The organism is Promicromonospora kroppenstedtii, assembly GCF_044389675.1.
Classification (GTDB): Bacteria; Actinomycetota; Actinomycetes; order Actinomycetales; family Cellulomonadaceae; genus Promicromonospora; species Promicromonospora kroppenstedtii.
In genome coordinates this window covers 130,137-153,678 of record NZ_JBIRYI010000012.1, presented here as the reverse complement: position 1 = coordinate 153,678, position 23,542 = coordinate 130,137, and the positions used below count along the sequence as shown (strand labels likewise).

18 protein-coding genes are annotated in these 23,542 nt (G+C 74.2%); 10 read left to right on the top strand and 8 right to left on the bottom strand.

All coding sequences use genetic code 11. From position 1 onward, the window contains the following. The first annotated feature begins 199 nt into the window (after window positions 1–199). Window positions 200–583 (top strand): YidH family protein, encoded by a 384-nt coding sequence (locus ACH47X_RS19505; RefSeq protein WP_397406181.1) that lies wholly within the window; start codon window positions 200–202, stop codon window positions 581–583. After that, window positions 580–954: a DUF202 domain-containing protein gene (locus ACH47X_RS19500; RefSeq protein WP_397406180.1), complete on the top strand. Its 375-nt coding sequence runs from the start codon at window positions 580–582 to the stop codon at window positions 952–954. Before ACH47X_RS19505 ends, ACH47X_RS19500 begins: the two co-directional genes overlap by 4 nt. A 135-nt stretch (window positions 955–1,089) precedes the next feature. Here ACH47X_RS19500 and ACH47X_RS19495 read toward each other — a convergent pair whose 3' ends face one another. After that, window positions 1,090–2,388 carry a family 16 glycosylhydrolase gene (locus ACH47X_RS19495; protein WP_397406179.1) on the bottom strand — a complete coding sequence of 433 codons (1,299 nt, stop codon included), beginning with the start codon at window positions 2,386–2,388 and terminating at the stop codon, window positions 1,090–1,092. A 248-nt stretch (window positions 2,389–2,636) separates the two neighbouring features. Here ACH47X_RS19495 and ACH47X_RS19490 point away from each other — a divergent pair, with 248 nt between their 5' ends. Beyond that, complete coding sequence (locus ACH47X_RS19490; protein WP_397406178.1) at window positions 2,637–3,809, top strand: MarP family serine protease; 1,173 nt, start codon at window positions 2,637–2,639, stop codon at window positions 3,807–3,809. A 22-nt stretch (window positions 3,810–3,831) separates the two neighbouring features. Here the strand turns inward: ACH47X_RS19490 and ACH47X_RS19485 are convergent, their stop codons facing one another. Beyond that, window positions 3,832–4,764, bottom strand: coding sequence for a DNA-3-methyladenine glycosylase family protein (locus ACH47X_RS19485; RefSeq protein WP_397406177.1), 933 nt, complete (start codon window positions 4,762–4,764; stop codon window positions 3,832–3,834). Between the two features lie 25 nt (window positions 4,765–4,789). Further along, window positions 4,790–5,512 carry an esterase/lipase family protein gene (locus tag ACH47X_RS19480; protein WP_397406176.1) on the bottom strand — a complete coding sequence of 241 codons (723 nt, stop codon included), beginning with the start codon at window positions 5,510–5,512 and terminating at the stop codon, window positions 4,790–4,792. Window positions 5,513–5,567: 55 nt separating this feature from the next. Here ACH47X_RS19480 and ACH47X_RS19475 point away from each other — a divergent pair, with 55 nt between their 5' ends. Further along, the gene (locus tag ACH47X_RS19475) at window positions 5,568–7,178 is read left to right on the top strand and encodes an NAD-dependent epimerase/dehydratase family protein (protein WP_397406175.1); all 1,611 of its coding nucleotides are present in this window, start codon (window positions 5,568–5,570) and stop codon (window positions 7,176–7,178) included. Here the strand turns inward: ACH47X_RS19475 and ACH47X_RS19470 are convergent. Genes ACH47X_RS19470 through ACH47X_RS19460 form a run of 3 tightly spaced genes read right to left on the bottom strand, consistent with a single transcriptional unit; the run spans window position 7,175 to window position 9,151 of the window. Continuing rightward, complete coding sequence (locus tag ACH47X_RS19470) at window positions 7,175–8,275, bottom strand: YihY/virulence factor BrkB family protein (RefSeq protein WP_397406174.1); 1,101 nt, start codon at window positions 8,273–8,275, stop codon at window positions 7,175–7,177. The two genes, ACH47X_RS19475 and ACH47X_RS19470, sit on opposite strands and share 4 nt — an antisense overlap. Window positions 8,276–8,300: 25 nt before the next feature. Continuing rightward, window positions 8,301–8,651, bottom strand: a complete 351-nt coding sequence (locus ACH47X_RS19465) for a DUF3618 domain-containing protein (protein WP_397406173.1) — start codon at window positions 8,649–8,651, stop codon at window positions 8,301–8,303. Next, window positions 8,648–9,151 (bottom strand): phage holin family protein, encoded by a 504-nt coding sequence (locus tag ACH47X_RS19460; RefSeq protein ID WP_397406172.1) that lies wholly within the window; start codon window positions 9,149–9,151, stop codon window positions 8,648–8,650. Before ACH47X_RS19460 ends, ACH47X_RS19465 begins: the two co-directional genes overlap by 4 nt. Window positions 9,152–9,567: 416 nt before the next feature. On the opposite strand from ACH47X_RS19460, the gene ACH47X_RS19455 reads away from it, so the two are divergent. Next, a complete protein-coding gene (locus ACH47X_RS19455; protein ID WP_397406171.1) occupies window positions 9,568–10,275 on the top strand; it encodes a PAS and ANTAR domain-containing protein in 708 nt (235 codons plus the stop codon). Between the two features lie 28 nt (window positions 10,276–10,303). On the opposite strand, the gene ACH47X_RS19450 is transcribed toward ACH47X_RS19455, so the two are convergent. Further along, on the bottom strand, window positions 10,304–12,037 hold the full coding sequence (locus tag ACH47X_RS19450; protein WP_397406170.1) for a CocE/NonD family hydrolase: 1,734 nt from the start codon (window positions 12,035–12,037) through the stop codon (window positions 10,304–10,306). Between the two features lie 277 nt (window positions 12,038–12,314). Between ACH47X_RS19450 and ACH47X_RS19445 the strand changes: the two genes are divergently transcribed. From ACH47X_RS19445 to ACH47X_RS19430, 4 genes are all read left to right on the top strand, one after another. Beyond that, on the top strand, window positions 12,315–13,517 hold the full coding sequence (locus tag ACH47X_RS19445; RefSeq protein WP_397406169.1) for a sensor histidine kinase: 1,203 nt from the start codon (window positions 12,315–12,317) through the stop codon (window positions 13,515–13,517). Then, window positions 13,514–14,116, top strand: coding sequence for a response regulator (locus ACH47X_RS19440; RefSeq protein WP_397406168.1), 603 nt, complete (start codon window positions 13,514–13,516; stop codon window positions 14,114–14,116). Before ACH47X_RS19445 ends, ACH47X_RS19440 begins: the two co-directional genes overlap by 4 nt. A gap of 657 nt (window positions 14,117–14,773) precedes the next feature. Continuing rightward, window positions 14,774–16,585 (top strand): HNH endonuclease, encoded by a 1,812-nt coding sequence (locus ACH47X_RS19435; protein WP_397406224.1) that lies wholly within the window; start codon window positions 14,774–14,776, stop codon window positions 16,583–16,585. A gap of 158 nt (window positions 16,586–16,743) precedes the next feature. Then, window positions 16,744–19,518 carry an AfsR/SARP family transcriptional regulator gene (locus ACH47X_RS19430; RefSeq protein ID WP_397406167.1) on the top strand — a complete coding sequence of 925 codons (2,775 nt, stop codon included), beginning with the start codon at window positions 16,744–16,746 and terminating at the stop codon, window positions 19,516–19,518. Here ACH47X_RS19430 and ACH47X_RS19425 read toward each other — a convergent pair. Beyond that, complete coding sequence (locus ACH47X_RS19425; RefSeq protein ID WP_397406166.1) at window positions 19,404–20,459, bottom strand: ArsR/SmtB family transcription factor; 1,056 nt, start codon at window positions 20,457–20,459, stop codon at window positions 19,404–19,406. The two genes, ACH47X_RS19430 and ACH47X_RS19425, sit on opposite strands and share 115 nt — an antisense overlap. A 97-nt stretch (window positions 20,460–20,556) precedes the next feature. On the opposite strand from ACH47X_RS19425, the gene ACH47X_RS19420 reads away from it, so the two are divergent. After that, the gene (locus tag ACH47X_RS19420; protein ID WP_397406165.1) at window positions 20,557–23,388 is read left to right on the top strand and encodes an AfsR/SARP family transcriptional regulator; all 2,832 of its coding nucleotides are present in this window, start codon (window positions 20,557–20,559) and stop codon (window positions 23,386–23,388) included. The last annotated feature ends 154 nt before the right edge of the window (window positions 23,389–23,542 follow it).

Sequence of the window (23,542 nt, the reverse complement as noted above, 5' to 3'; positions counted from 1 at the left end):
TCCGCCAGACCGGGCCCGATCTTGGCAGCAACCGCTGTGGTCGACGACGTCACGGGTCGAGAACGTCACAGGTCGACGACGTCACGGTCGGCGACGTCGGCCGAACGGTACGCGCTGGTCCGCCGCGGCCGCGGTGGGGTCCCGCTGGTGCGGGCGTGCCGGTCCAGGGGGACCATCAGGGAATGAGCGAGGGCCGGGAATGAGCGAGGGCACGGTCGCAGGTACGGGGCGCCGGTTCCCCGGGGCGGTGTTCGGGGTCGGTTCGGAGCCCGACGCACGGTTCTCCCTCGCCAACGAGCGGACCTTCCTCGCCTGGATCCGCACCTCGCTCGCGCTCGTCGCGGGCGGAGTCGCCCTGGAGACCCTGGGGCTCGACCTCCAGCCCGGCCTGCGGCTCGCGGCGTCGATCGTGCTGATCGTCGCGGGCACGCTGCTGCCCCTGGTCGCGTGGGCCTGGTGGATGCGCATCGAGCGGGCGCTGCGCAGCGGTTCGCCGCTCCCGGCGACGATCGTCGGGGTGGTCCTCGCGCTCGTCGTCTCGGTGGTGGGCGTGCTCGTGCTGCTCGGCGTGCTGCTGCGATGACGGGGCCGGGCGCCGGTTCGGGCACAGCGCAGGGCGCCGGCCTCGCGCCCGCCCCCGGGCTGCAGCCAGAGCGCACCGAGCTGGCGTGGCGCCGCACGGCGCTCGCGGTCGCCGCGGTCTCGCTGGTGGGCGCGCGGCTGCTGCCCGCGCTCTTCGGGCACGCCGTCTGGCTGCTGCCCGGCCTGGCTGGGACGGGGTTGGCGGGGTACCTCTGGATCGCCGCCCGACGCCGGCACGCGCGACGGACGCCGGTCCCCGTCCGCGGCCCCGGTCCGGATTCCCCCGGTGCCGGACTGCTCGCGCTGACGGGCGCCGTCGGGGTGGCGATCGGCCTGGGCGCCCTCGCCGTCGTGATCTCCCTGCACGTGTGACCCGTGCGAAGCAGAGGTGCGCTTCTACCCAGTCACTGGGCCCGGAATCATGCCGTTTTTTGGGCCTGATGACTGGGTAGAAGCGCACCTCGGTGGCGGGTGGCGGGGTGAGGTCAGGGCAGCGTCAGACCCAGATCACGGCAGGGTCCAGCGCTGGACCGTGCTTCCGTCGCAGTCGGCGATCTGGGTACGGGTGCCGTCGTTCTGCACCCGGCCCACGGGCTGCAGGCATCGCCCCGACTGCGGGTTGCGCAGCGCGAGCGTGCCGCTGGTCGAGGCCCACTGCTGGGCGCCGGTGCCGTTGCAGTCCCAGAGCTGGACGGCGGTGCCCGCCGCCGTCGCCCCGCCTGCGACGTCGAGGCACTTGCCGAGCGCGCGGACCGTGCCGTCGGTGCCGACCGTCCACTGCTGGGCCGCGTTGCCGTTGCAGTTCGCGAGCTGGATCGGTGTGCCGTTGGCGGTGGCGGCCCCGGCGACGTCGAGGCAGATGCCGTTGCTCGCCCGGATCGTGCCGGTGCGGCCGCCGCCCCCGCCCTGGGAGTCGTAGACGCGCACGTAGTCGACGAGCATCTGCTGCGGGAACTGCGTGGACCCGTCGGGGTAGCCGGGCCAGTTGCCGCCCACGGCGACGTTCAGGATGAAGAAGAACGGCTGGTTGAACACCCAGGGGTTGCCGCCCGTGTTGGCGGGCGTGAACGTCTGGTAGGCGTTGCCGTCCACGAGCCACGTGATGGAGTTGGGGCTCCAGTCCACGGCGAACGTATGGAAGTCGTCGGCGAACGACCAGCCCTGCGGGTGCATGTACTGGCCGGTGATGGGGTTGCCGCCCGAGTAGCCCGGGCCGTGCAGCGTGCCGTGCACCAGGTGGGGCTCGCGGCCGATGTTCTCCATGATGTCGATCTCGCCCGAGTTCGGCCACGGCGTGCCCGGGAACTGGCCGCCGAGCATCCAGAACGCCGGCCAGATGCCCTGGCCGCGCGGGATCTTGATGCGCGCCTCCAGGCGGCCGTACTGCGGCTGCACCTTGCCCTTGGTCGTCAGGCGGGCCGACGTGTAGCCGCCGCTGCCGTCCTGCCGGGCCGTGATGACGAGGTTGCCGTTGCCGTCCAGGGCGGAGTTCTGGCGGGAGTTGACATAGTTCTGCAGCTCGTTGTTGCCCCAGCCGCCGGCGCCGGTCTCGTGGTTCCAGTTCGCGGCGTTCGGGGCGCTGCCCGCGGCCCCGTTGAACTCGTCGGACCAGGTCAGGGCGGCGGCGGCAGCCGAAGTGCCCTGGGCTTCAGCCGGCTCCGCCCCGGCGTCCGACACCTTCGGCGGCGCTGCCGAGGCGACGAGCGAGGCGGACAGGACGAGCGTCACGGCGGCGACGGCCGTGACCAGGGTCCTGGAGGCTCCGGGGGACCTGCTGGGGATGCTGGATCTGAGTGCACGACGCATCGGGGTGCTCCCTCGACGTGATCATCCCGCCGGGCGGGACTGCCGGGCGGTCATCGCTGTGTCTTACGCGCGCGTGGCCCGAACCGTATATTCGGCCGCCGAGACCGCACAACGGATGGTCGCGCAGTTACGGGTTTTCCCTACCGGGTGTGAACGTTCTGGCTGTGAACGTGGCACGGATTCGCGGATCGGGTGACGGGAACGCGTGGCGGCGCCTCCGCCCCGGCCTCACCCCTTACCGTCTACCCGTGACCCTCGTCGACCTCGTGCTGATCGTCGCCCTGCTCATCGCGCTGGGCGCGGGGCTGAGCCGGGGCCTGCTGGCCACCCTCGGCGGCCTCATCGGCCTGATCCTCGGCGGGCTCGCCGCCTTCTGGGCGGTGCCGGCGGTGAACGACGTGCTGCCCTCCTCGGAGTGGCGGGGCCCCGTGTCCATCGCGCTGGCCGTGCTGCTCCCGCTGTTCGGCGCCTCGCTCGGGGCCGGGTTCGGCCGCGACCTGCGCCGAGGTGTGGACCGCACCGCGCTGCGGCCGCTCGAGCGACTCCTCGGCGGCGCCGCGAACGTCGTCGTCGTGGCCCTGGCGCTGTCGTTCGTCGGCAACGCGGTCTCCGCCACGGGCACGCCCGGCGTCTCCTCCGCGGTGTCGTCGTCCGCGGTGCTGCGCACCATCGACCACCTGACACCCCCGGCGGTGGGCCGGCCGCTGGCCCAGATGCGCGCGATGGTGCTCGACGACGGGCTGCCGCGCCTGAACATCCTGATGGTCCCGCGCCAGGAGCCGGTGGTGCCCGCCGTCGACCTCGGCAACCCCCAGCTGGAGGCCGCGTCCCGGTCGGTGGCCCGGATCTCGGGCATCGCGTACGCGTGCGGCAAGAGCTCGACCGGCTCCGGGTTCGTGGTGGCCGCCGACCGGCTGGTCACCAACGCGCACGTCGTGGCCGGCGTGGACCGGCCCGTGGTCGAGCTGCCCGACCAGCCCGCTCGCGAGGGCCGCGTCGTCTACTACGACCCCGTGGACGACCTCGCCGTCGTCGCGGTGCCGGACCTGTCCGCCGACCCGCTGCCCATCGCGCGGACCCTCTCGGTGGGCGACCGCGCCGCCGTCCAGGGCTACCCGTACGGCGGCCCGTTCACGTCCCGCAGCGCGGGCGTGCTCAGCGTGAGCACCACCCCCGTGCCGGACGTGTACGACGAGGGCGCCAGCCCTCGTGAGGTCTACTCCCTGGCCGCGCAGGTACGCCCGGGCAACTCGGGCGGGCCGCTGCTGACCACGGACGGCCGGGTCGCGGGCGTCATCTTCGCGCGCGCCGAGTCGGACGTCGAGGTCGGGTTCGCCATGACCGACGCCGAGCTGCGGCCCGTCGCGGAGCAGGCCACCGCCCTGGACACCCCGGTGTCGTCGGGCCGCTGCGCGAGCTAGCGGCGCAGACCGGATAGGCCGCTCAGAAGGCCCGGTAGTCCGCGATCGGCAGCTTGGGCCCGCGGCGCGGCGCCCGGGCGCGCCCCGACAGCGACAGCAGCCGCACCACCCGGTGTCGGTGCGGGGCGTAGGGCGCCAGCAACCGGAGCATGCCGTCGTCGTCGGTGCGCTCGCCCGTCAGCGCCCAGCCCACGGCGGCCGGCAGGTGGAAGTCGCCGACGGAGACGGCGTCGGCGTCGCCGAACGCGCGCTGCGCCACCTCGGCCGACGTCCACACGCCGATACCCTGCACCTTCTCCAGCCGCGCGCGAGCCTCGGCGGGCGGCATCCTGGCCGCCTCCTCCAGCCGCGGGGCCACCGCGGCGCACCGCGCGACGGTGCGCGCCCGCCCCGGGTCGACGCCGGCGCGGTGCCAGTCCCACACGGGCACCCGCGTCCAGGTCCCGGCGTCGGGCACCACCCGCAGGCCGCCGCGCAGCGCCTCGGGGGCGGGCCCCGGCGCGGGGGCGCCGTACCGCGCGACCAGCCAGCGCCAGGCCCGGTGCGCCGTGACGGTCTGCACGCGCTGCTCCAGCACGGCGGGCACCAGCGCCTCCAGCACCCGGTCGCTGCGCACCATGCGCAGCCCGGCCGCCCGGCGGTGGGCGAGGGCGGCCTGCGGCGGCGGCTCGAAGCCGGCCGCGTCGTCGTGCTCGCCGAGCAGCACGGGGAGCGCCTCGGCCGCCTCCCGCGCGCCGTCGCCCCAGTGGTGCACGACGACGTCGTGCGGGCCGGCCGGGACGAACCGCTGCGTCACCGGCCCGCTGCGCAGCAGGGAGGTGCGCCACACGGACCCGTCGGCGGCCCGGTGGAACGTGGGGTCGCCCGGACCGTGCCCGAGCGGGCCGAGCGTCAGGCCGACGTCGAGCCGCCGCGGCGAGGTGTGGCGGACGGTGAGCACATCCCAGTGGACCACGCCGAGAGGGGTTCACCCCAACCGCTCACCCCACCGAGCGCCCGGCCTCCAGCCGGGCGACCTCGCGCACCACCGTCTCGACGAGCAGGCGCTGGCCGAGCGGCCGGAAGTGTCCCGCCAGCGGCAGCTCGACGTTGCGCGCACCGGGCAGCCGGCCGGTCTCGGGGATGTGCGGGTCGAACCGCGGGTAGACGGCGGTGATGCGGTCGTCGACCAGCAGCTCGCCCGCGAGCGCCAGCAGCACGGGGTCGCGTGGGTCGAACGACCGCAGCGCCCGCGAGAGCATGTACCGCGCCCAGCTGGAGCCGGAGAAGGGTGTGGCGACGGCGACCATGCCGAGCACGCGGGCACCCGTGGGCGAGAGCATGACGCGCTTGCCGATGAGTCCGCCCTTGCTGTGCGCGACGAGCACGACGCCGGACAGGTCGGCGCGCTCCAGGTGTGCCGCGACGACGTCGGCGGACTCGGGGACGGGTCGGGCGTTGTGCCGCAGTGCGGGCACGGCGTGCACCGGGTGGCCGACGCGGGCCAGCGCGCTCGCCACAGGGCCGAGGAACTCCCAGGTCTCGTAGATGCCGGGCAGCAGCACGACGGGCGCGGCCCCGCCGGGTCCCGTGGGCAGCGCGCTGGGCACGGTGGCGCGGCAGAGGAGGTGGCGGGCCTGCCGGTCGGCGGCCCAGGCGTAGTCGGCGGCGCGCACGCCGAGCCGGGCCAGGGCCTGCCCGACGCTGGTGCGGGACCTGTTCATCGATCGCAGGCTATCGCGGGATGCGAGCGGTCGGGCCCGGTGCCACGGTTGACCCATGCGGGTCGTCGTGGTCGGAGCCACCGGAAATGTCGGGACCGCGCTGCTGCGCGTCCTGCACGTCGAGCCGCAGGTCACGTCCCTGCTGGGCATCGCCAGGCGGCTGCCGGACCGCAGCGCCGAGCCGTACGCGCACGCGGGATGGGCGGCTGTCGACGTCGGGTCGGAGGAGATGGACGAGGCCGTGGTCGAACGGCTCGCCGAGCAGTTCCGCGGGGCGGACGCCGTGGTCCACCTGGCGTGGCTGATCCAGCCCAACCGGGAGCGCGAGCTGCTGCGCCGCACCAACGTGGAGGGCACCCGGCGCGTGGCCGAGGCGGTGGCGCGGGCCGGGGTGCCGCACCTCGTGGTCGCGTCCTCGGTGGGCGCCTACTCCCCCGTGACCGATGACGAGCCGCGGCGGGAGGACTGGGCGACGTCGGGTGTGCGGACGTCGCACTACAGCGTGGACAAGGCCGCGCAGGAGAGCGTGCTGGACGAGTTCGAGAGCGCGCACCCTGACGTGGCGGTGGCACGGCTGCGCCCCGCGCTGACCTTCCAGGCGGACGCCGCCCAGGAGATCGTGCGGTACTTCCTGGGCCCGCTCGTCCCGGTGGGCCTGCTGCGACACGGCCGGCCGCCCGTGCTGCCGCTGCCCGCGGGGCTGCGCCTGCAGGCGGTGCACGCCGACGACGTGGCCGACGCCTACGCGCGCGTGGTCAGGGAGCGTGCCCGCGGGGCGTTCAACGTGGCCGCCCGGGACGTGCTGAGCGGCCGGGACCTCGCCCGGATCGCGGGCCACGGCCGGCTGCTCGAGGTGTCGCCGTCCGTGGTCCGGGGCGCGCTCGCGGCCGCCTACGCGGGGCACGTGGTGCGCACCGACCCGGGCTGGCTCGACATGGCGATGGCGGTGCCGGTCCTGGACGCGACCCGGATCCGGTCCGAACTCGGGTGGACGCCGCGCAGGACCGCGGCGGAAGCGCTGGAGGACCTGCTGGCGGGGATGGCCGTGGGCCAGGGCACGGGGTCGGCGCCGATGCGCCCGGCTACCCCCCGGCCCCCGGGCGAGGCCGTGGTCCCCGTGCCGCGCCGGCTGGGCGAGGAGTCACGCATCCCGGACTCCATGGACCACTACCTCTTCGGCCTCTACCTCTCCGACCACTACACGGGCGCGACGGCCGGCCTGGAGCGGCTGGAGCTGATGACCCGCACCTACGCGGACACACCGTTCTACGCGGAGCTGGCGGAGGCCACCGAGCAGCTGCGTGGCGAGCGGGAGCTCTACCGCGACCTGCTGGCCACGCTCGGCGTGCCGCGGCGCCGCCACCGCCAGGTCGCGGCGTGGGTCGGCGAGAAGGCGGGACGGCTCAAGCTCAACGGCCGCCTGACCGACCGGTCGCCGATGACGGCGGTGCTGGAGGCCGAGCTCATGCGGTCCGCGGTGCTCGGGAAGATCGGTGGCTGGCAGACCCTGCGGGAGCACACCGACGACGTCGGCCTGGACGCCGGGCGGCTCGACGAGCTCCTGGACCAGGCGCGCGCGCAGGTCGAGCTGTTCGACCGGTTCCACGCCTGGGCGCGGGAGCGGGCCTTCCGGGTGCGGACCAGCGCGGAGGCGTGGGAGCGCTAGCTGTCGTCGTCCGGGCTCTTCGCAGCGGCCTCTTCCCCTGCCCCGCCCCGCGTCGCCGCGACCCGGATCTCGCGGCCCCGCTCGACCTCGCGCAGGTGCTTGGCCTCGCGCTTCTCGCTCGCCCGGGCGTCCTTGGGCGGGAGCTGGACGGTCTCCTCGGCGGCGATCCCGCCCTGCAGCTCCCGGCCCCGCTCCAGCTCGGCGTCCAGCTCGGCACCGAACAGCAGCGCGAGGTTGGTGATCCACAGCCAGAGGAGGAACACGATGATCCCGGCCAGCGACCCGTAGGTGGCGTCGTAGCTGGAGAAGGTCGCGACGTAGAAGCCGAAGGCTGCGGACGCGAGCACCCACGAGAAGATCGCGACGAACGCGCCGACGCTGATCCACCGCATGCGGGGCTGGCGCACGTTGGGCGTGACCCGATACAGAATCGCGACCAGCACGATGACCAGCGCCAGCACGACCGGCCACTTGGCGATGTTCCACACCGTGACGGCCGTGTCGCCCAGGCCGACGGCGTCGCCCACGGCGCGGGCCAGCGAGCCGCTCAGGACGAGCGCGGCCACGACGAGCGCCGCGATCACCACCGCGACGAGCGTGACCAGCAGCATCACCGGGCGGAGCTTCCACACGGGCCGGCCCTCGTCGATCCCGTAGATCCGGTTCATCGCCCGGCCGAACGCCCCGATGTACCCGGAGGCCGACCACAGGGCCAGGACCACACCGACGACGAGGGTCAGCCCGGCCCGGCCGCCGCCCGACGCGGCGTTCTGGACGAGCGGCTCGACGATCGCCAGCGCGTCGGGCGGCACCACTCCGCCGACCGTGTCGAGCACCCGCTCGACCGCCTGCCCGCCGTCCCCCACCAGTCCGAGCACCGAGACCAGCGCGAGCAGCGCCGGCGCCGCGGCCAGCACCGCGTAGTAGGTCAGCGCGGCGGCGAGGTCCAGGCACTCGTCCCGGGTGAACTGGCGCACGGTGTTGCGTGCGACGTACTTCCACGTTCCCCGGCGCAGGTCGGGCGGGGAGTCGGGCTTGCGCCCGTCGTCCGGTGCCGGAGCGCCGGACCGCGCCGACGAGTCGTCGATGTCAGTCATGCCAGCCCCCTCATCGACCCAGTGGTCAGTCGGTGCGGCGGTCGGTCCGCCACGCGTGCTCGTCCCGTGCCATCTGGTCCCGTGCCAGGGCTTCGGGCGCGACCTGGTGCGGCACGGTCTCGTCCGGCGCGACCTCGTCCGGCACGCCTTCGTCCGGAGCTACCTCGTCCGGCGCGGTCTCGTCCGGCGCGGTCTCGTCCTCCGAGTGCCGCACCCGGTCCTTGACCCGGGCGACTCCCGCGCGCACACGCTCCGCCTGACGCCGGGCGACCTGACCCGGGCTCACCTTGTCGCGGAGCGCGTCGACGTTCCTGCTCAGCTCGTCGCGCGTCCGCTCGATCTCCTCGCGGATCTCCTCGGGATCGCCGGCGCTCATGAGTTCTTCTCCCGTCCGTGTACGGCTTCGGTTCCGTGCGAGCCGTCAGCTCCGTGCAGCCCGTCGTGCCCGTGCAACGCGTCGGGAATCTTCCGCACCGACTCGGTCGTCCGCGGCAGGCCCTCGACGGCCCGCAGCTCGGCGCGGCCGCGCAGCGCGAGCACCCCGGCGATCACCGCCCAGACGGCCGCGACGAGCAGCGCGGACCAGCCGCCGCCCACCAGCGTGCCGAGGGCCCACCACAGGGCCAGGGACAGGAACACCAGGACCATGTGGCCCGCGACGCCGGCGCCGCCGAACATGCCGACGCCCTTCCCGGCCCGCTTGGCGGAATCCGCCACCTCCGCCTTGGCGAGCGCGACCTCCTGCCGCATCAGCGTCGAGACGTCGCGGCTGATCTCGCCGACCAGGCTGCCCACGCTCTGGTCCGTGTGCCTCGGGTCCGTCTGCCTGTGATCGGTCTGGCTGTGGTCCGGATGGCTCGTGCCCCGATGGCTCATGCTCGGACTCCCGTTCTCGCTCGGCTTCTGGCTTGAGCGCTGGCGCGACAAGGCGTGCAGGACTGGCCGCTTCATGACCACTCATCAACGTAGGCCCGCGTCACCGACTCGCAACCCGGCCGACCCGCGAGCCGCGACCCGTCGCTGGACCGGAATTGCGGAATGTCCCGGAAAAGCGCAGGGATACGCAGCGCAAAAGCAATCTCGAATTCCGGCCTCACCAGCGACTTTGACGTCCGTACTGTCGGAATCGCCCGAACTGGGGTATTGTATTTGGCTTGGAGTCATGAAGCGGCTCCAGATCCATCTGGATCTGGGAGGTTCATGTGCCTTTGACCGAGAAGCCGCGAACGACAGCAGCGAGCGATGCCGATGGCCCCTCCGCCCTCCCCCACCAGTTCTCGGCGGCGGACCTCGTGCGCACGCTAGGACTCGGCACCAACCTGGTGGTCGGCACCTACCGCGTCGGGGTCACGTCGGGAACGTGGTGGTGGTCCGACGAGGTGTACGCGATGCACGGCTGGAAGCGGGACGAGGTGGAGCCAGGCCTCGACGCGCTGCGCTCGCGCAAGCACCCCGACGACCGCGGCCGCGTGGTCCGCGCCGCCGGCGAGGCCCTGCGGCTGGGCCGCCCCTTCGCCTGCGCGCACCGCATCGTGTCGCGCAACGGCCGCACCCGCTCCGTCGTCGTCACGGGTGAGGGCACGCACAGCGCGCTCGACCACTCCCCCGAGCTGGTCGGCTACGTCGTCGACGTGACGCCCGTCCAGAAGGAGGCCCTGGACCGGCTCGCCGACGGCGCCGTCCACCGCGCGTTCGTCAGCCAGGCCGTCATCGAGCAGGTCAAGGGCATCATCGTCGCGGTGCGTGGTGTCGACGAGGACGCGGCGGCCGAGATGCTGACCGAGGTAGCGCAGAAGGTGGACGTGCCGCTCCGCCTGGCGGCCGAACAGGTCATGGCAGCGCTCCGCGCCGACGACGAGAAGACCGGCGTCACGCAGGCCGCGCTGCGGCGTGCGTTCGACGTGGTCCACTCGGTGGGTCGGCCCCGTGGGCACGACGCCCTGCTGACCCGGCGGCCGCGTCGGACCGGGACGACCGACACGCGCAGCCGGGACAACTGAGCCTCGACGCTCAGCCTCGACGCTCGCCTCAACCGCGCGGCGCAGGCACCGCGAACACGGGCTTCCCCGGCGTCAGCTCGGCCGTGTAGGCGGCCAGGTACGTGTCGAGCCAGGTGGCGCGCCCGCCCTCGGTGGGCGCGTCGCCGGCCGGGTCGTCCAGCGACAGGTCCAGCCGGGCGTCCCTGACCGTGATGACCTGGCCGGACGGCGTGTCCACCCAGGAGCCCGCCTGGACAGTACCGATCTCGACCGCGAGCCGGTGGCCCTCGGCCAGGGTCCAGTCCGTCGACTCGACGTCGAGCGAGAGCCTGCCGTCGGCGACCGTCGCGGCCTGCTCGGCGAACGGGACGGCCGTACCGTCAGGGGCTACGTCGTGCAGCTCGACCAGCACGTTGCCGGTTCCCCGGGCGTTCAGCGCGACCTTCGGGGTGCCCACGACGCGGGTGTCCTGCCGCACCGGGGCCGACCAGGCGAAGAAGCTCGCCACGGCCGGGTCGCCTCCCTCCTCGGCGCCTCCGTCGTCCGTGTAGGAGCCGTCGCCGAGGTGCACCTTCGCGGTCCGGTCGACCACGGGCCAGGTGTCCTCACCGCGCCAGGCACCCGTGTTGTCCTGGATCGCGAACGCCGGGTACTCCGTCGTCGGCCCGACGCCCTTGAGGTGCTCGTCGTAGAAGGCACCGATCTCCTCGAACCAGCCCTCGCGCCCCATCTTCAGGGAGCCGTCCGGGTTGGTGTCGTTGCCGCGCACGTGATCCCACGGACCCAGCCAGCCGCGCTGCGGCCCCTCGTGGTTGGTGAGGTACTCCGCCATGCCCTCGGGCCGGGTGTTCCACTCGAGGAAGCCCTGGGTCACGAACAGCGGGGTGTCCGTGCCGACGGCGTGCGCGGCCAGGTCACGGTCCTTCCAGTACTCGGTGTCGGGGTTCGCGATGAGGCTGTTCGCGGTGTTGGCCGCCACGCACTCGGGGTGCGTCTCCTCGTACCTCGAGTTCTTCAGGTAGCGCTCGTCGTCGTCCGGCAGCTGCGGCAGCGTGGCGATCGTGTTGTACGTGTTCGGGGCGATGATGCCCTCCTGACGCGGAATCCCGTTCGACCGGATCCGGTCGTACATGTCCCAGATGGGCTCCTGGGCGACGACGGCCTTGAGGGCGTCCTGGTCCAGGTTGTTGCCGATCAGGCCCGTGACGGCGTCGTACGACTTGCCGTACATGCCCACCGAGCCGGTCGACCACGACTGGCCGGCGGCCCAGTCGATCGCGGCGGCGACGTCGGCCTGCTCGCCGGGTCCCGCGAAGTCGATGCAGCCGGTCGATCCCCCGTAGCCGCGGGTGTCGACCAGGACCAGCGCGTAGCCGCGGTCGAACAGGTCGAGGCCCTCGACCAGGTCGCCGAACCGGTCCGAGGGGCCGGTGTGCGGGTGCTCCTCGTCGAAGATCTCGCCCGAGTGCCCGAAGTACGAGCCGGCCGACAGGATCACCGGCACCTGCTCGTCCTTCTCCAGGCCCTCCGGGAGCAGGACGTCGGCGTGCAGCTCGACGTCCGACCCGTCCGAGGACGGGAAGTAGTGCTGGGTCCAGGCGGCACCCTCCGGGACGCGGTCGTTCTCCTCGTGCGTGACGGGATCGTCGGCGGTGGCGACGGCGGCGGCGCTCCCGCCCTGCCCCCTGTCCGACGTCGCCGTCGCGACCGGGACCGCGATCGCTCCCGTCAGGGCGACGGCGGCGAGGGCTGAGACGGTCGTGACCGTGGCGCGTGTTCTCACGTGCTCCTCCAGGTTCTCGGGTGCGGCAGTTCTCGGTGCGGCTGTTCTCGGCTGCGGCTAGATCACATCCCGGATTTCACCCGCCCGACAGTGCGGAGGCGTCATCGGCCCGGCATGACATTCGTCGTGGCCGGTCGTGACGCTGTGTCACTGGTGGGGGCACGGCCGGGGACGAATACTGGACCTGCCCAACCTGAGCTGCCCGAACCGGCCTGCCCACCCGACCTGCCCACCCGACCTGCCGCCCGACCCGATCTGGAGTGCCGATGGACCCCGAGTGGTGAGGACCCGGCGGACCGCGCTGTCCGAGCACAACGAGGCCTCCCAGGGCCGGCTGCGCCGGCTCAACCTCGTGCTGCAGGTCCCGCCGATCGCCCTCGCGGGTGTGGTGCTGGTGCTGATCGACCACCAGACCTGGTGGGGCACGTCCGCCCTGGTCGCAGGCACGCTGGCGGCGATCGTCGCGATGGAGCGGTGGACGGCGGACGACCTCGCGCGGGTCGCCCTGCCCTGCCTGGCCGTCAGCGCGGCCGTGTGGCTGTTCGGGGCGCTGGTGGCCGGCAGCAGTACGGCGTTCTACGGCATCGGCGTCGTGGGTTCCCTCGTGGTGCCCCAGCTGCCGCGGCACCGGATCGCCGCGGGGCTCGGGCTGCTGGCCTTCATCGCGGCCGCGGGTGCGAGCCGCCTGCTGGTGTCGCAGGCCGACGTCGTGGGCGACCTGGTCGCCTACATGCTGATACCGACGGGCGCCTTCGTCGTGGCCACGCCCCTGCTGTACGGCAACCAGAGGTACCTCGACCTCATGAAGGAGACGCGCGAGCGCGAGGCGGAGCTGGCCGTCGCCCAGGAGCGCATCCGGTTCGCGGGCGACCTGCACGACATCCAGGGCCACACGCTGCACGTCGTGAAGCTGAAGACGGTGCTGGCGCAGAAGCTGGTACACCGCGACCCGGAGCGGGCCCAGGAGGAGCTGCGCGAGATCCACACCCTGGTGGCCGACACGATCTCGCAGACCAAGGACCTGGCGCACGCACAGCGGCGGCTCAACCTGTCGGTCGAGCTGGAGAACGCGAAGAACCTGTTCGAGGCCGCGGGCATCGCCGTCCGCGTGGACCGCCCGGCCGAGGCCGACCCGCGCACCGCCGAGCTGCTCGGCCAGGTGCTGCGCGAGACGACGACGAACATCCTGCGGCACGCCCAGGCGACCTGGGTGCGCATCACCCTCACCGGGACGGGCATCGACATCGTCAACGACGGTGCTCGGCCCGGTCCGGCGCCCGAGCTCAGCGGGCTGTCCGCCCTGCGGCAGCGCGTCGCCGAGGACGGCGGCGAGCTGACCGTGGAGCAGCACGCGGGGCGGTTCCGGACGACGGCGTCGTACGGGAACAGGGCCCGGACCGGGGCCGGGCGCGGGGCCGCTGAGACAATCACTGGCGGGACGGCGGCGCCGTCCGCCACAGTTCTGGAGGGCAGCAGATGACCACGGTGGTACTGGCCGACGACGAGGCGCTGCTCCGCAAGGCGCTCGCCGCGCTGCTGCCCCTGGAGGGCGACATCACGGTGCTCGCCGAGGCGGAGGACGGCGCGGCCGCCGTCGAGGCCACGCTGCAGCACCGGCCCGACGTCCTGGTCATCGACCTGGAGATGCCCGGGGTGGACGGGCTGGCCGCCGTCGGCGAGATCCGGGCCGCGCAGCCGGACCAGGTGATCCTCATGCTCACCCGGCACGCCCGGCCGGGGGTGCTGCGCAAGGCGCTGCGGCTCGGCGTCCAGGGCTTCGTCAGCAAGTCCGCGGAGCCGGCCCACATCACGACGGTCATCACGGCACTCCACGAGGGCAAGCGGTGGATCGACCCGGACGTCTCGGCGCTCGCCGTCATCGACGACTGCCCGCTGACCGAGCGTGAGGTGGACGTCCTGCGGGTGACCGGCAAGGGCTACTCGGTGGCCGAGATCGCGGCCCAGCTCCACCTCGCGGAGGGCACGGTGCGCAACTACCTCTCCAACGCGATGCAGAAGACGCAGACCCGCACGCGGCACGAGGCGGCGCGGTACGCGCGGGAGCACGACTGGCTGTAGGGCGGTCCGGACGGCGGCAGATCCTCGATCGCCTCCCGGAGGGTGGGACCGCGCCGATCGTCTCGTCGGGCGGTTCGATCGAGCCGGTGCTGGCGGCAGCGCTGCCCGATGCCGACCACGCAGCCTGGGGCGGGCCTCTGCACCACCTGGAGGTAGTGACGGGGGCCGGTTCGCTGGGGTGAGGATGCGACGGCGGTGAGGTGAGGATGCGACGGCGGGTGGGGTGAGGTGGAGGCTCGAACGACCGGGCTGCGTGGCGCTCGATCCTGTCGGGTCAGGTTGGTCACGTCCGGCCCTGCCTTGCACGAAGGGCGGGCATGTCCTCCCCAGGAAGAGCCCGGGACGCGAGCGACAACGAGGGCTGCCCTGGCAGCCCCTCACTGCTGAGTTCCAGCAGTTTCCACAAGACGAGCGGCCGGGTTCTGCTCTCGGCAGATGGGGCCGGTTCGACGAGCGGTGCATACAGGCGTGCGATATGTTGATGGCATGACGCGAACGGGTGAGGTGCCAGAACGAGCAGGCAGGGAGGCTGCTCGATCGGTGCTGCCCGGGAACGGGCCGGTGCTGCCCGGCGGTACCGAGACGTCCGGCGCGGCCGTGTCTGGCGATGTCGTCGATGGCACGGCGGTGCGGGCCGTGCGACAAGCCTTGGCAGAGATGATCCTGCCTGGTGCCACTGACACTCCCGCCGGCGTACCCGGAGTGGTGCAGGCCCAGTGGGTGGACCTGCTCGGTGAACTCGAGGCCGTGAAGAACGCGGTCACCGCGACCCAGGCCAGGCTGACGGTCGCGTTGGACGAGGCGACCCGCGCCGACGAAGCCCGGCAGAGCATCCGTGCCGAGCGGCGTGGGCGCGGTGTGCCGAACCAGGTCGGCGCGGCACTGCGGGTCAGCCCGCACGCCGGGGCCGGGTTCGTGTCCACCTCCCGGATCTGGGTCACCCAGATGCCCCACACGTTCACCGCGCTGCAGACCGGGGTGCTGTCCCAGTGGCGGGCCACCCTGTTGGTGCGGGAGACGTCCCACCTGTCCCTGGAGCACCGGGCCCTGATCGACGAGGAGATCTGCGGCCCCACCCACGTAGCCGAGCTGTCCCGGATGAGCACCCGACGACTGGTCGCCCGGATCAAGGAACTCGCCGCCCGGCTCGACGTGCACGCGTGCGTGAACCGGAACGCGAAGGCGGTCTCGGAACGCCGGGTGTCGATTCGTCCGGCACCGGATCTGATGGTCTACCTCACGGCCCTGGTGCCGATGGCGCAGGGCGTGCAGGCCTACGCTCAGCTCAAGACCAGTGCGGAGGCTGCGAAGGCCATGGGTGACGAGCGCGGCGCTGGTCAGATCATGGCGGACACCCTCATCGAACGCGCCACCGGACGCGAACCGGGTCACGCGGCGGATGTGCCGGTCACGATCAACCTGCTGGTCTCGGATGACACCCTCCTGGCCGGTAGCGATCAGCCCGCCGTGGTGGTCGAGGGTGCCCCAGCGGGTGTGGGCGTGGTCCCGGCCCCGGTGGCCCGCAACCTGGCCGCGCACGCGATCGAGACCGACACCGCCTGGCTCCGCTCGATCTACGTCAACCCCCACGGGCGCCTGCTGGCCACGACGTCCACGTCCCGGTTCCACCCACCGGGGTTGTCGAGCCTGCTGCGGGCGAGGGAACAGGGCATCTGTGCCACCACGTGGTGCGACGCCCCGGTCCGGCACACCGACCACATCACCCCGCACGCCGAGGGCGGCCCGACGAGTCTCGACAACGGTCAGGGCCTGTGCGCGAGGTGTAATCACGCGAAGCAGGCACCCGGCTGGCGACAGAAGACCGCCCAGCTCGATGGTCGGCATGCGGTCGAGACCATCACCCCGACCGGGCACACCTATGTCTCAGTCGCGCCCACACCACCAGCCCCAGCAAGGACCAGCGACACGACACCGGGCCGGGACACGGCACCCGCGCGTGACGCGTCCGCCCTTCCTGACGCGCCCTCGGTGCGTGCCACTGCCTCAGCGCGTGAGGCGGAATCGATCGCGAGCTCGACCGGGCTTGGCAGCATGGCAGCAGGCGGGCCGGCACCCGTCGCAGATGCCGAAGCGCCCACCGGCGCGCCAGCAAGCGCTGTGTCGGGTCCCGCCCTCGACCCGGACCCGGCCGAAGACCCCGCAACGGTGCCTCCCGCGTCGGCGTCGGGCGAGCCCGACGACGTTCCGGACGCGACCCCGACCCGCGACCGCACCGCCACCCCGCCCTGGACCCCCGCGGTCGGCATGACCGGCCCCGCGCCCGGTCGCATCCCACGCAGCCGCTACTCGATCGGCTGCCAGATCGCACCGGCCCACGGCACGATCCCCTACCGACCGAGCCCACCACCCCGCCAACCACGCCCAGCACAGCAATCACCCCGCCGGACGGCAGGTCGAGCACCAGTCCGGCTCCGCCGCGCCGACCTCTCCTGGACACACTCCACCTGACGCCACCGCTCCAGGCACCCGACGCTCGATTCGACCGGCGGCTACCGTTCACGTCCGCATGAACTGACGCCTGCACACCCCGGCCCTGCCGACGCTGCGAGGGCCCTGCCGCCCCGACCCCCGATACTGAACGGGGACGATCACGCAAGGGAGCAAACATGCCGGGCACGGAGCGCACCCGTGCGCTGTCGGTGCGCCTGCTCGGCCCGTTCGTCGTCACGATCGACGGCGCGCCCCTCCCCCTCAGCTCCCGCCTGCGCACCCTCCTGGCGGTCCTCGCCCTCGACGTCGGGCACGCCGTGTCCACCGAGCGCATCGCGGCCGCGGTCTGGGGCACGGACCGCCCCGCCGACACCCGCAAGGCGATCCAGGTGCTGGTGACCCGGCTGCGCGCGGCGACGGGCGCCGACGCCGTCCGCACCACTCCCGGCGGCTACGCCCTCGACGTCCCGCCCGAGGCCGTGGACCTGCACCGCTTCGAGACCGTGCTCGCCCGGAGCAACGCGGCGCAGGAACGCACCGAGGAATACCGCCTCCTGCGTGAGGCCCTGGGGCACTGGCGAGGCCTCCCCTTCGAGGCCGTCGACTCGGACGTGCTGATCGCCGACGACCGCCCGCGCCTGCTGGAGACCGCCCTCCAAGCCGTGGAACGTGCCGCCGACGTCGCACTGTCCGACCCCGGCCAAGCCGCAACGGACACCACGACCAGCACCCCCGCCCCCGACCTCGACGAGCTGGCCGCCGGCCTGCGCGAGCTGGTTGGACTCCACCCCCTGCGCGAGGGCCTGTGGGTGCGTCTCATGGCCGTGCTCGACCGAGCCGGCCGCCGCACCGACGCGCTGGCCGCCTACCAGGACCTGTACCGCACGCTCCGCGACGAGCTCGGCACCCAGCCCGGCGAGGAGGCCCAGGCCGTCCACCGCGGCCTCCTCGCGGACGATCCGGCCCAGCCGAGCCCACCTCGCATGCTCCCGCCCCCGGACGCCGCGTTCCGCGGCCGCGCCGAGCCCCTCGCCGCCCTGGACGCGCTGCTCGACGACGCTCCCGGGATCGCCGTCGTGGACGGCCCCGGCGGCATCGGCAAGACGACGACCGTGCTGCAGTGGGCGCACCGCGCCGCCGACCGCTTCCCCGACGGCACCCTCTTCGTGAACCTGCGCGGCTACTTCCCGACCAACACGCCGCTGGCCCCGGAGGTCGCCGTCCGCACGTTCCTCGACGCCCTCGGCATCCCGGCGGGCCGCATCCCCGACGACGCCGACGCCCAGACCGCGCTGTACCGCTCGGTGCTCGCCGACCGCCGGGTACTGGTGGTGCTCGACAACGCGCGCGACGTCGAGCAGGTGCGGCCCCTGCTCCCGGGCGGCCGGCGCTGCGTCGTCGTCGTCACGAGCCGCAACCGCCTGGGCGGGCTGGTCGCGGTCGAGGGTGCGGCCCGCGTCGCGCTGGGTACGCTGACGCCGTCCGAGGCCGAGGACGTGCTGGCCGCCCGGCTGGGCGCCGCCCGGCTCGCCGCCGAACCGGCCGCGGGCGACGAGCTGCTCGCCCTGTGCGGAGGCCTGCCGCTGGCGCACGTGATCGTGGCCGAGCGCGCGGCCGGACGGCCCGGGTCGCCGCTCGCGGCCGTGGTGCGCGAGCTGCACCGGCACGACTCCCGGATCGCGGCCCTGTCCGCCGACGCCGACCGGCCCGCCCGCTCCGTCTTCTCGTGGTCCTACCGCGCGCTGGGTGACGACGCAGCACGGGTGTTCCGCCTGCTCGGCCTGCACCCCGGGCCGCACCTCACGGTCCCGGGCGTCGCGAGCCTCGGCGCCGTCACGGAGCAGCGCGCCCGCGCCGCGATCGCGGAGCTCGAGCGCGCGAGCCTCCTGATCGAGCTGGCGCCGGGGCGGTTCACCATGCACGAGCTGCTCATGGACTACGCGAACGAGCTCGTCGCCGCCGACCCACCGCAGGACACCGGCGCCGCCACGGTGCGCATGCTCGAGCACTACCTGCGCGCGGCGCACCAGGCCGAGGAGGCGCTGGCGCCCACCGAGGACCGGCACAGGCTCGGGGCCGTGCCGGACGGCGTCGTCGGCACCATCGCGCCGACCGGCCACGACGCCGGGCTCGCCCTGTTCGACGACGAGGGGCCGGTCTTCGTCGGCATGGTCCGCCGCGCCGCCGCGACCGGGAATCCCGAGTACACGTGGCGGCTCGCGCGCTGCCTGCGCGCCTTTCTGTGGGCACGCGGCCAGATCCCGACGCTCCTGGAGACGGGGCACCTCGCGCTCGATGCCCTGGAGACGCTCGGCGACCTGCCGGAGCAGGTCGCGTGCCGCCGGTGGATCACGCACGCGCTGCTGCGGCTCGGACGGCTCGACGACGCCTGGCGCACCATCGAGCCCACCCTGCCCCTCGCCGAGAGCTGCGCCGACGACGCACGCGCCTGGGTGCTGAACACGATGGCGGCCGTGCTCGCCGAGCTCGGCCGCACCGACGAGGCACTGGACCGGGCGACGCAGGCGCTGGACCTCTTCCGCCGGTCGGGCGACCGCGTCGGCGAGGGCCGCACGGAGTCCGCGGTCGGCCTGTACCTGCGCCGACTGGGCAGGCTCGATGACGCGCTGGCGGCCGCGCAGCGGGCGTTCGACACCCTGACCGAGGCCGACGACCTCTGGATCCGCGCCTACACCCGCGAGCTCATCGGCGACATCCAGCGCGACCGCGGCGAGCCCGGCGCCTCGGCCGACACCCTGCGCGCCTATACCGAGGACCTGCGCTCCCTCGGCCGCGAGACCGGCCTCGCCGAGGCCCTCGACAAGCTCGCCGCCGCCTACGACGCCGCAGGAGAGCCCCACCGCGCGGCGACCACCCGCCGCGACGCCGAGGCGGTCCGATCCGGAGTCCCCGCGGCGACCAGCTCCCGGCCCCCGTCCAGCACCGCCTGACCGAGCGGCGTCAGCGTGTGCCACACGCTGTTGCGCTCGCGCCGCGACGCGATCAGCCCGGCGTCACGCAGCACCGACGCGTGCTCGGACGCCGACGGCGCGGACACGCCGATGTGCCGGGCCAGCTCGCTCGTGCTGGCTCCGTAGGCCAGGGCGGACAGGGCCGCGGCCCGAGTGCGCCCCAGCAGCGCGGCGAGCGCCCGCTCGCGGTGCCCGCCGCCGGCCGGCTGGAGCCAGGACAGCCCGTGCGGCACGGGATAGACGAGCACGGGCGGGAGCTCTGGGTCGGCCAGCGAGATGGGGGCGCGCCAGCAGAAGAACGCCGGCTGCAGGGTGAGCCCCCGGCCCTCCAGGTACACGTCGCGGTCGGCGGCGGTGTCGACGCACAGCACCGGGTCGTGCCAGGTGATCGTCGGGTGCACCGACGCCAGGAGCGCCTGCGTGCCGCCGCTGGTCAGGGTGCGGACGCGGGCGGCGACGTCGGCCTCGACGGCGCCGCGGACCGCCGTCCAGTGCGGCGCCAGCGCCTGGTCGTGGAACGCCTTGGCGGCCACACCCAGCCGCTGCCGGGCCACCGTCGAACGGTGCAGGTCGGCGGCCCAGCGGGGCACCTCGCGGCGTCGGCTCAGCAGCTCCAGCTCGTTCCGGAACCGCGCCGACGGCGTGCTCAGCATCGTGTCCAGGCCCTCGCCGAAGTCGGTGGACCCGCCCGCGGGCGTGAGGAAGTCGGGCGTGTAACCGCGCGGCGGCGTCAGCCCCAGATAGGAGCGCGCCTCCCGGGTGAGCCCGGACACGACCTGCGAGCGCCACTGCCCGAAGACGAGCGGGCCGTGCGCGACGTTGACCTGGTGCGCGCTCAGCACCGCCTCCCACAGCGGGTCGGGCCCGGGGGCGAGCCGCACCCGCAGCAGGTCCTGCGTGGTGAAGTGGATGCGTAGCATCCAGCCATTCCACTCGGCGCCGGTTTCAGACCGCTTTCAGGCGCACCCGGTCCGACCTGCGCTTTCCTGTCCGGTCCGGACCCGGCAGGATGGCCGGGTGGACGACGGGGACGACGGGGACGGCTCGGACGACGCCGACCGGCCCGCGGTCACGGTCGCCCTGCTGGGACCGTTCGCCGTCTGGGTCGACGACGAGCCGGTGCGGCTGCCGGACCGGCTCCGCTCCCTCCTGGCCGGGCTCGCCGTGGGCCGGGGCGAGCCCGTGACCGTGGAGCGCCTGGTCGACGTGGTGTGGGGCGAGGACCTGCCCGCCGCCCCACAGCGGTCGCTGCAGGTGCTGGTTCGCCGGCTCCGCACCGCCCTGGGCGAAGCCGCCGTGGAGACCGTCCCGGGCGGCTACCGGCTCGCCACGCCAGCGGAGCGGGTCGACGTCGCGGCGTTCACGGACCTCGTGCGGGCCCGGCCGGGCGACGCGCCCGCGGTCGAGCGGCGGCGGCTCGTGACCGCGCTGCGGCTGTGGCGCGGCCCGGCGTTCGACGGGGTCGCCTCGGCGACGCTGCACGCGGTCGAGGCGCCGCGGCTGGACGAGCAGCGCCTGACGGCGCTGGCCCGCCGGATCGAGCTGGACCTGGCGATGGCGGACGAGGTGGACGACGGAGCGGGCGACGGGACCGACCAGCACGTGGCCGAGCTCCGGGACCTGACGAGCCGGTACCCCCTCCAGGAGCGCTTCTGGGCCCTGCTCATGACGGCTCTGGTCCGGGGTGGACGGCGCGCCGAGGCGCTCGACGCCTACGCCGCGCTGGAGCGGACCCTCGCCGACGAGCTGGGCATCGGCCCCGGCGAGGCGGTCCGGCGGCTGCGCCGCGAGATCACGGAGGGCCAGTTCAGACAGGGCGAAGCAGCACGGCCCGGCCTGGTCCCCCGCCAGCTTCCCCTCGCCCCCCGCGCGTTCAGCGGGCGCACGGACGCCCTGGCCGAGCTCGACCGTCTGCTGGACGACGAGGCCGCGCCGCGGGTCGCGCTGCTCGACGGCGCCGGCGGGGTGGGCAAGACGGCCACCGCGCTGCACTGGGCGCACCGCGTGGCCGACCGGTTCCCCGACGGGCAGCTCTACGCGAACCTGCGCGGGTTCGACCCGGCGTCGGCCCCGGTGCCCGCGGCGACGGTGGTGCGGGGATTCCTCGACGCGCTGGGCGTGGCCAAGGGCCGCGTGCCGGCGTCCGAGGAGGCCCAGCTCGCCCTGTACCGGGGCGTCGTGGCAGGCCGGCGCCTGCTCGTGGTGCTGGACAACGCTCGCGACGCCGACCAGGTGAGGGCCCTCCTGCCGGGGCCGGGCGCGAGCGTGACCGTGGTGACCAGCCGCGCCACGCTGAGCGGCCTGGCCCCCGTGCAGGACCTGCGGCGGGTCGCGCTGGGCACGCTCACGCCCGGCGAGGGGCTCGACCTGCTCGCGCTGCGGGTCGGGCCCGAGCGGACGGTCGCCGAGCCGGAGGCGGCGCGCCGGATCGTCGCGCGGTGCGCGGGCCTGCCGCTCGCGATCGTGATCGCCGCGGCCCGGGTGCTGGCCCGGCCCGCGTTCCCACTCTCCGCGGTCGCCGATGAGCTGGCCGACGGCGGCGCCCGGCTCGACGCGCTGGGCGACGACGACGCGATGGCCGACGTCCGCAGCGTGTTCGCGACGTCGTACCGGGCGCTGTCCCCGGACGGCGCGCATTTGTTCCGGCTGCTCGGGCTCCACCCCGGACCCGACGTCTCGCGGGCGGCGACCGGCGCTCTCGCGAGGGAACCCGGCACCGCCGACGGCGCCCTGGCCGAGCTCGTGCGCGTCAACCTCGTGACCGAGCACGCACCCGGCCGGTACGCGATGCACGACCTGGTCGCGGAGTACGCGCGCGAGCGTGCCCGCCTGGACGAGCCACCCGAGCGGCGGGACGCGGCGCTGCGGCGCCTGACGCGCTGGTACCTCGGCGTGGCCCTGGAGATGGACCGGCGCCGGTGGCCGGCGCGCGTCCCGCAGGCGTTCGTCACCCATCCCGGCCCGGTCCGCGTCCCGGACCAGGAGCCGGCCGCCTGGTTCCGGTCCGAGGGCGCGGTCCTGCTCGCCGTGGTCGACGCCGCCGCCCGCGTCCAGGGGCTCGACGCCGAGACGGTGTCGCTGGTCTGGGCGCTCTACAGCACGCTGTCGTACCACGCCGACCTCCGCGACGCGCTGTGGGCGGGGCTGGTCACGGCGCGCGACGTCGCCACGCGTACAGGGAACCGCCCGGCCGAGCTGTGGTGCGTGCGCTACCTGGCGGCCATGGCGGCGGTCGCGGGCCGGACGGCGCAGGGCGAGGACCTGCGCCGGCGCACCGTGGACCTGGCCACGGACCTGGACGACCCCCGGGCGCTCCAGATGGCCCACCAGGGCTACGCGGGCGACCTGGTGCGCTGGGGCCGCAGTGCCGACGCCGTCGGGCAGGCCGAGCAGGCCCTGGTGCACGGCCGCCGCACGGGCGAGGCCTACTACGAGGCCCACGCCCTGAACATCCTGGCGTGGGCGCTGGCGCACGACGGCGACCTCGTCCGCGCCCTGCCGCTCGCCGAGCAGGCGCTGGCCCTGCTGAACGACGCCGACAACCCCACCACCCGCGCGGTCGTGTGGGACACGCTCGGCCTGCTTCACGCGCGGCTCGGCGACCCGGAGCGCGCGATCACCTGCTACCAGGAGGCCGCGGTCCGGTTCCGGGCGTTCGACATGCGGCAGGACCTCGTGGCGGCCGAGCGCCGGCGCGCCGCCCTGCTCGGCGACGTCGGCCGCTGGGCGGAGGCTCGTGACGCCTGGCAGGAGTGCCTGGACCAGCACCTCGAGCTCGGCCTCGGCGGAGTCGCCACGGTCCGGGAGGAGCTGGCGCGGGCCACGGTCCGGGCGGCCGCCGAACCCTAGTCCCGGCGCCGCGCCGCGCGATGGTTCGCCCAGCCTTCGCCGTGGACCGGCGAAGGTGGTGACGCGCCTCACCCCGTCGTGAGGTGCGTCACAGCCGACTCTGCCGTGCGCGCGCCGGTAAAGCAAGGCCGAACCCGGCATGGGCGTGATCGGC

Bases quoted from the DNA above. Each gene is read 5' to 3' on its own strand.
- ACH47X_RS19480 (WP_397406176.1), bottom strand. From the start codon at position 5,512: ATGAACAGGTCCCGCACCAGCGTCGGGCAGGCCCTGGCCCGGCTCGGC.
- ACH47X_RS19500 (WP_397406180.1), top strand. From the start codon at position 580: ATGACGGGGCCGGGCGCCGGTTCGGGCACAGCGCAGGGCGCCGGCCTC.
- ACH47X_RS19430 (WP_397406167.1), top strand. From the start codon at position 16,744: ATGCCGGGCACGGAGCGCACCCGTGCGCTGTCGGTGCGCCTGCTCGGC.
- ACH47X_RS19495 (WP_397406179.1), bottom strand. From the start codon at position 2,388: ATGCGTCGTGCACTCAGATCCAGCATCCCCAGCAGGTCCCCCGGAGCC.
- ACH47X_RS19470 (WP_397406174.1), bottom strand. From the start codon at position 8,275: ATGACTGACATCGACGACTCGTCGGCGCGGTCCGGCGCTCCGGCACCG.
- ACH47X_RS19440 (WP_397406168.1), top strand. From the start codon at position 13,514: ATGACCACGGTGGTACTGGCCGACGACGAGGCGCTGCTCCGCAAGGCG.
- ACH47X_RS19505 (WP_397406181.1), top strand. From the start codon at position 200: ATGAGCGAGGGCACGGTCGCAGGTACGGGGCGCCGGTTCCCCGGGGCG.
- ACH47X_RS19425 (WP_397406166.1), bottom strand. From the start codon at position 20,459: ATGCTACGCATCCACTTCACCACGCAGGACCTGCTGCGGGTGCGGCTC.
- ACH47X_RS19465 (WP_397406173.1), bottom strand. From the start codon at position 8,651: ATGAGCGCCGGCGATCCCGAGGAGATCCGCGAGGAGATCGAGCGGACG.
- ACH47X_RS19435 (WP_397406224.1), top strand. From the start codon at position 14,774: ATGATCCTGCCTGGTGCCACTGACACTCCCGCCGGCGTACCCGGAGTG.
- ACH47X_RS19460 (WP_397406172.1), bottom strand. From the start codon at position 9,151: ATGAGCCATCGGGGCACGAGCCATCCGGACCACAGCCAGACCGATCAC.
- ACH47X_RS19475 (WP_397406175.1), top strand. From the start codon at position 5,568: ATGCGGGTCGTCGTGGTCGGAGCCACCGGAAATGTCGGGACCGCGCTG.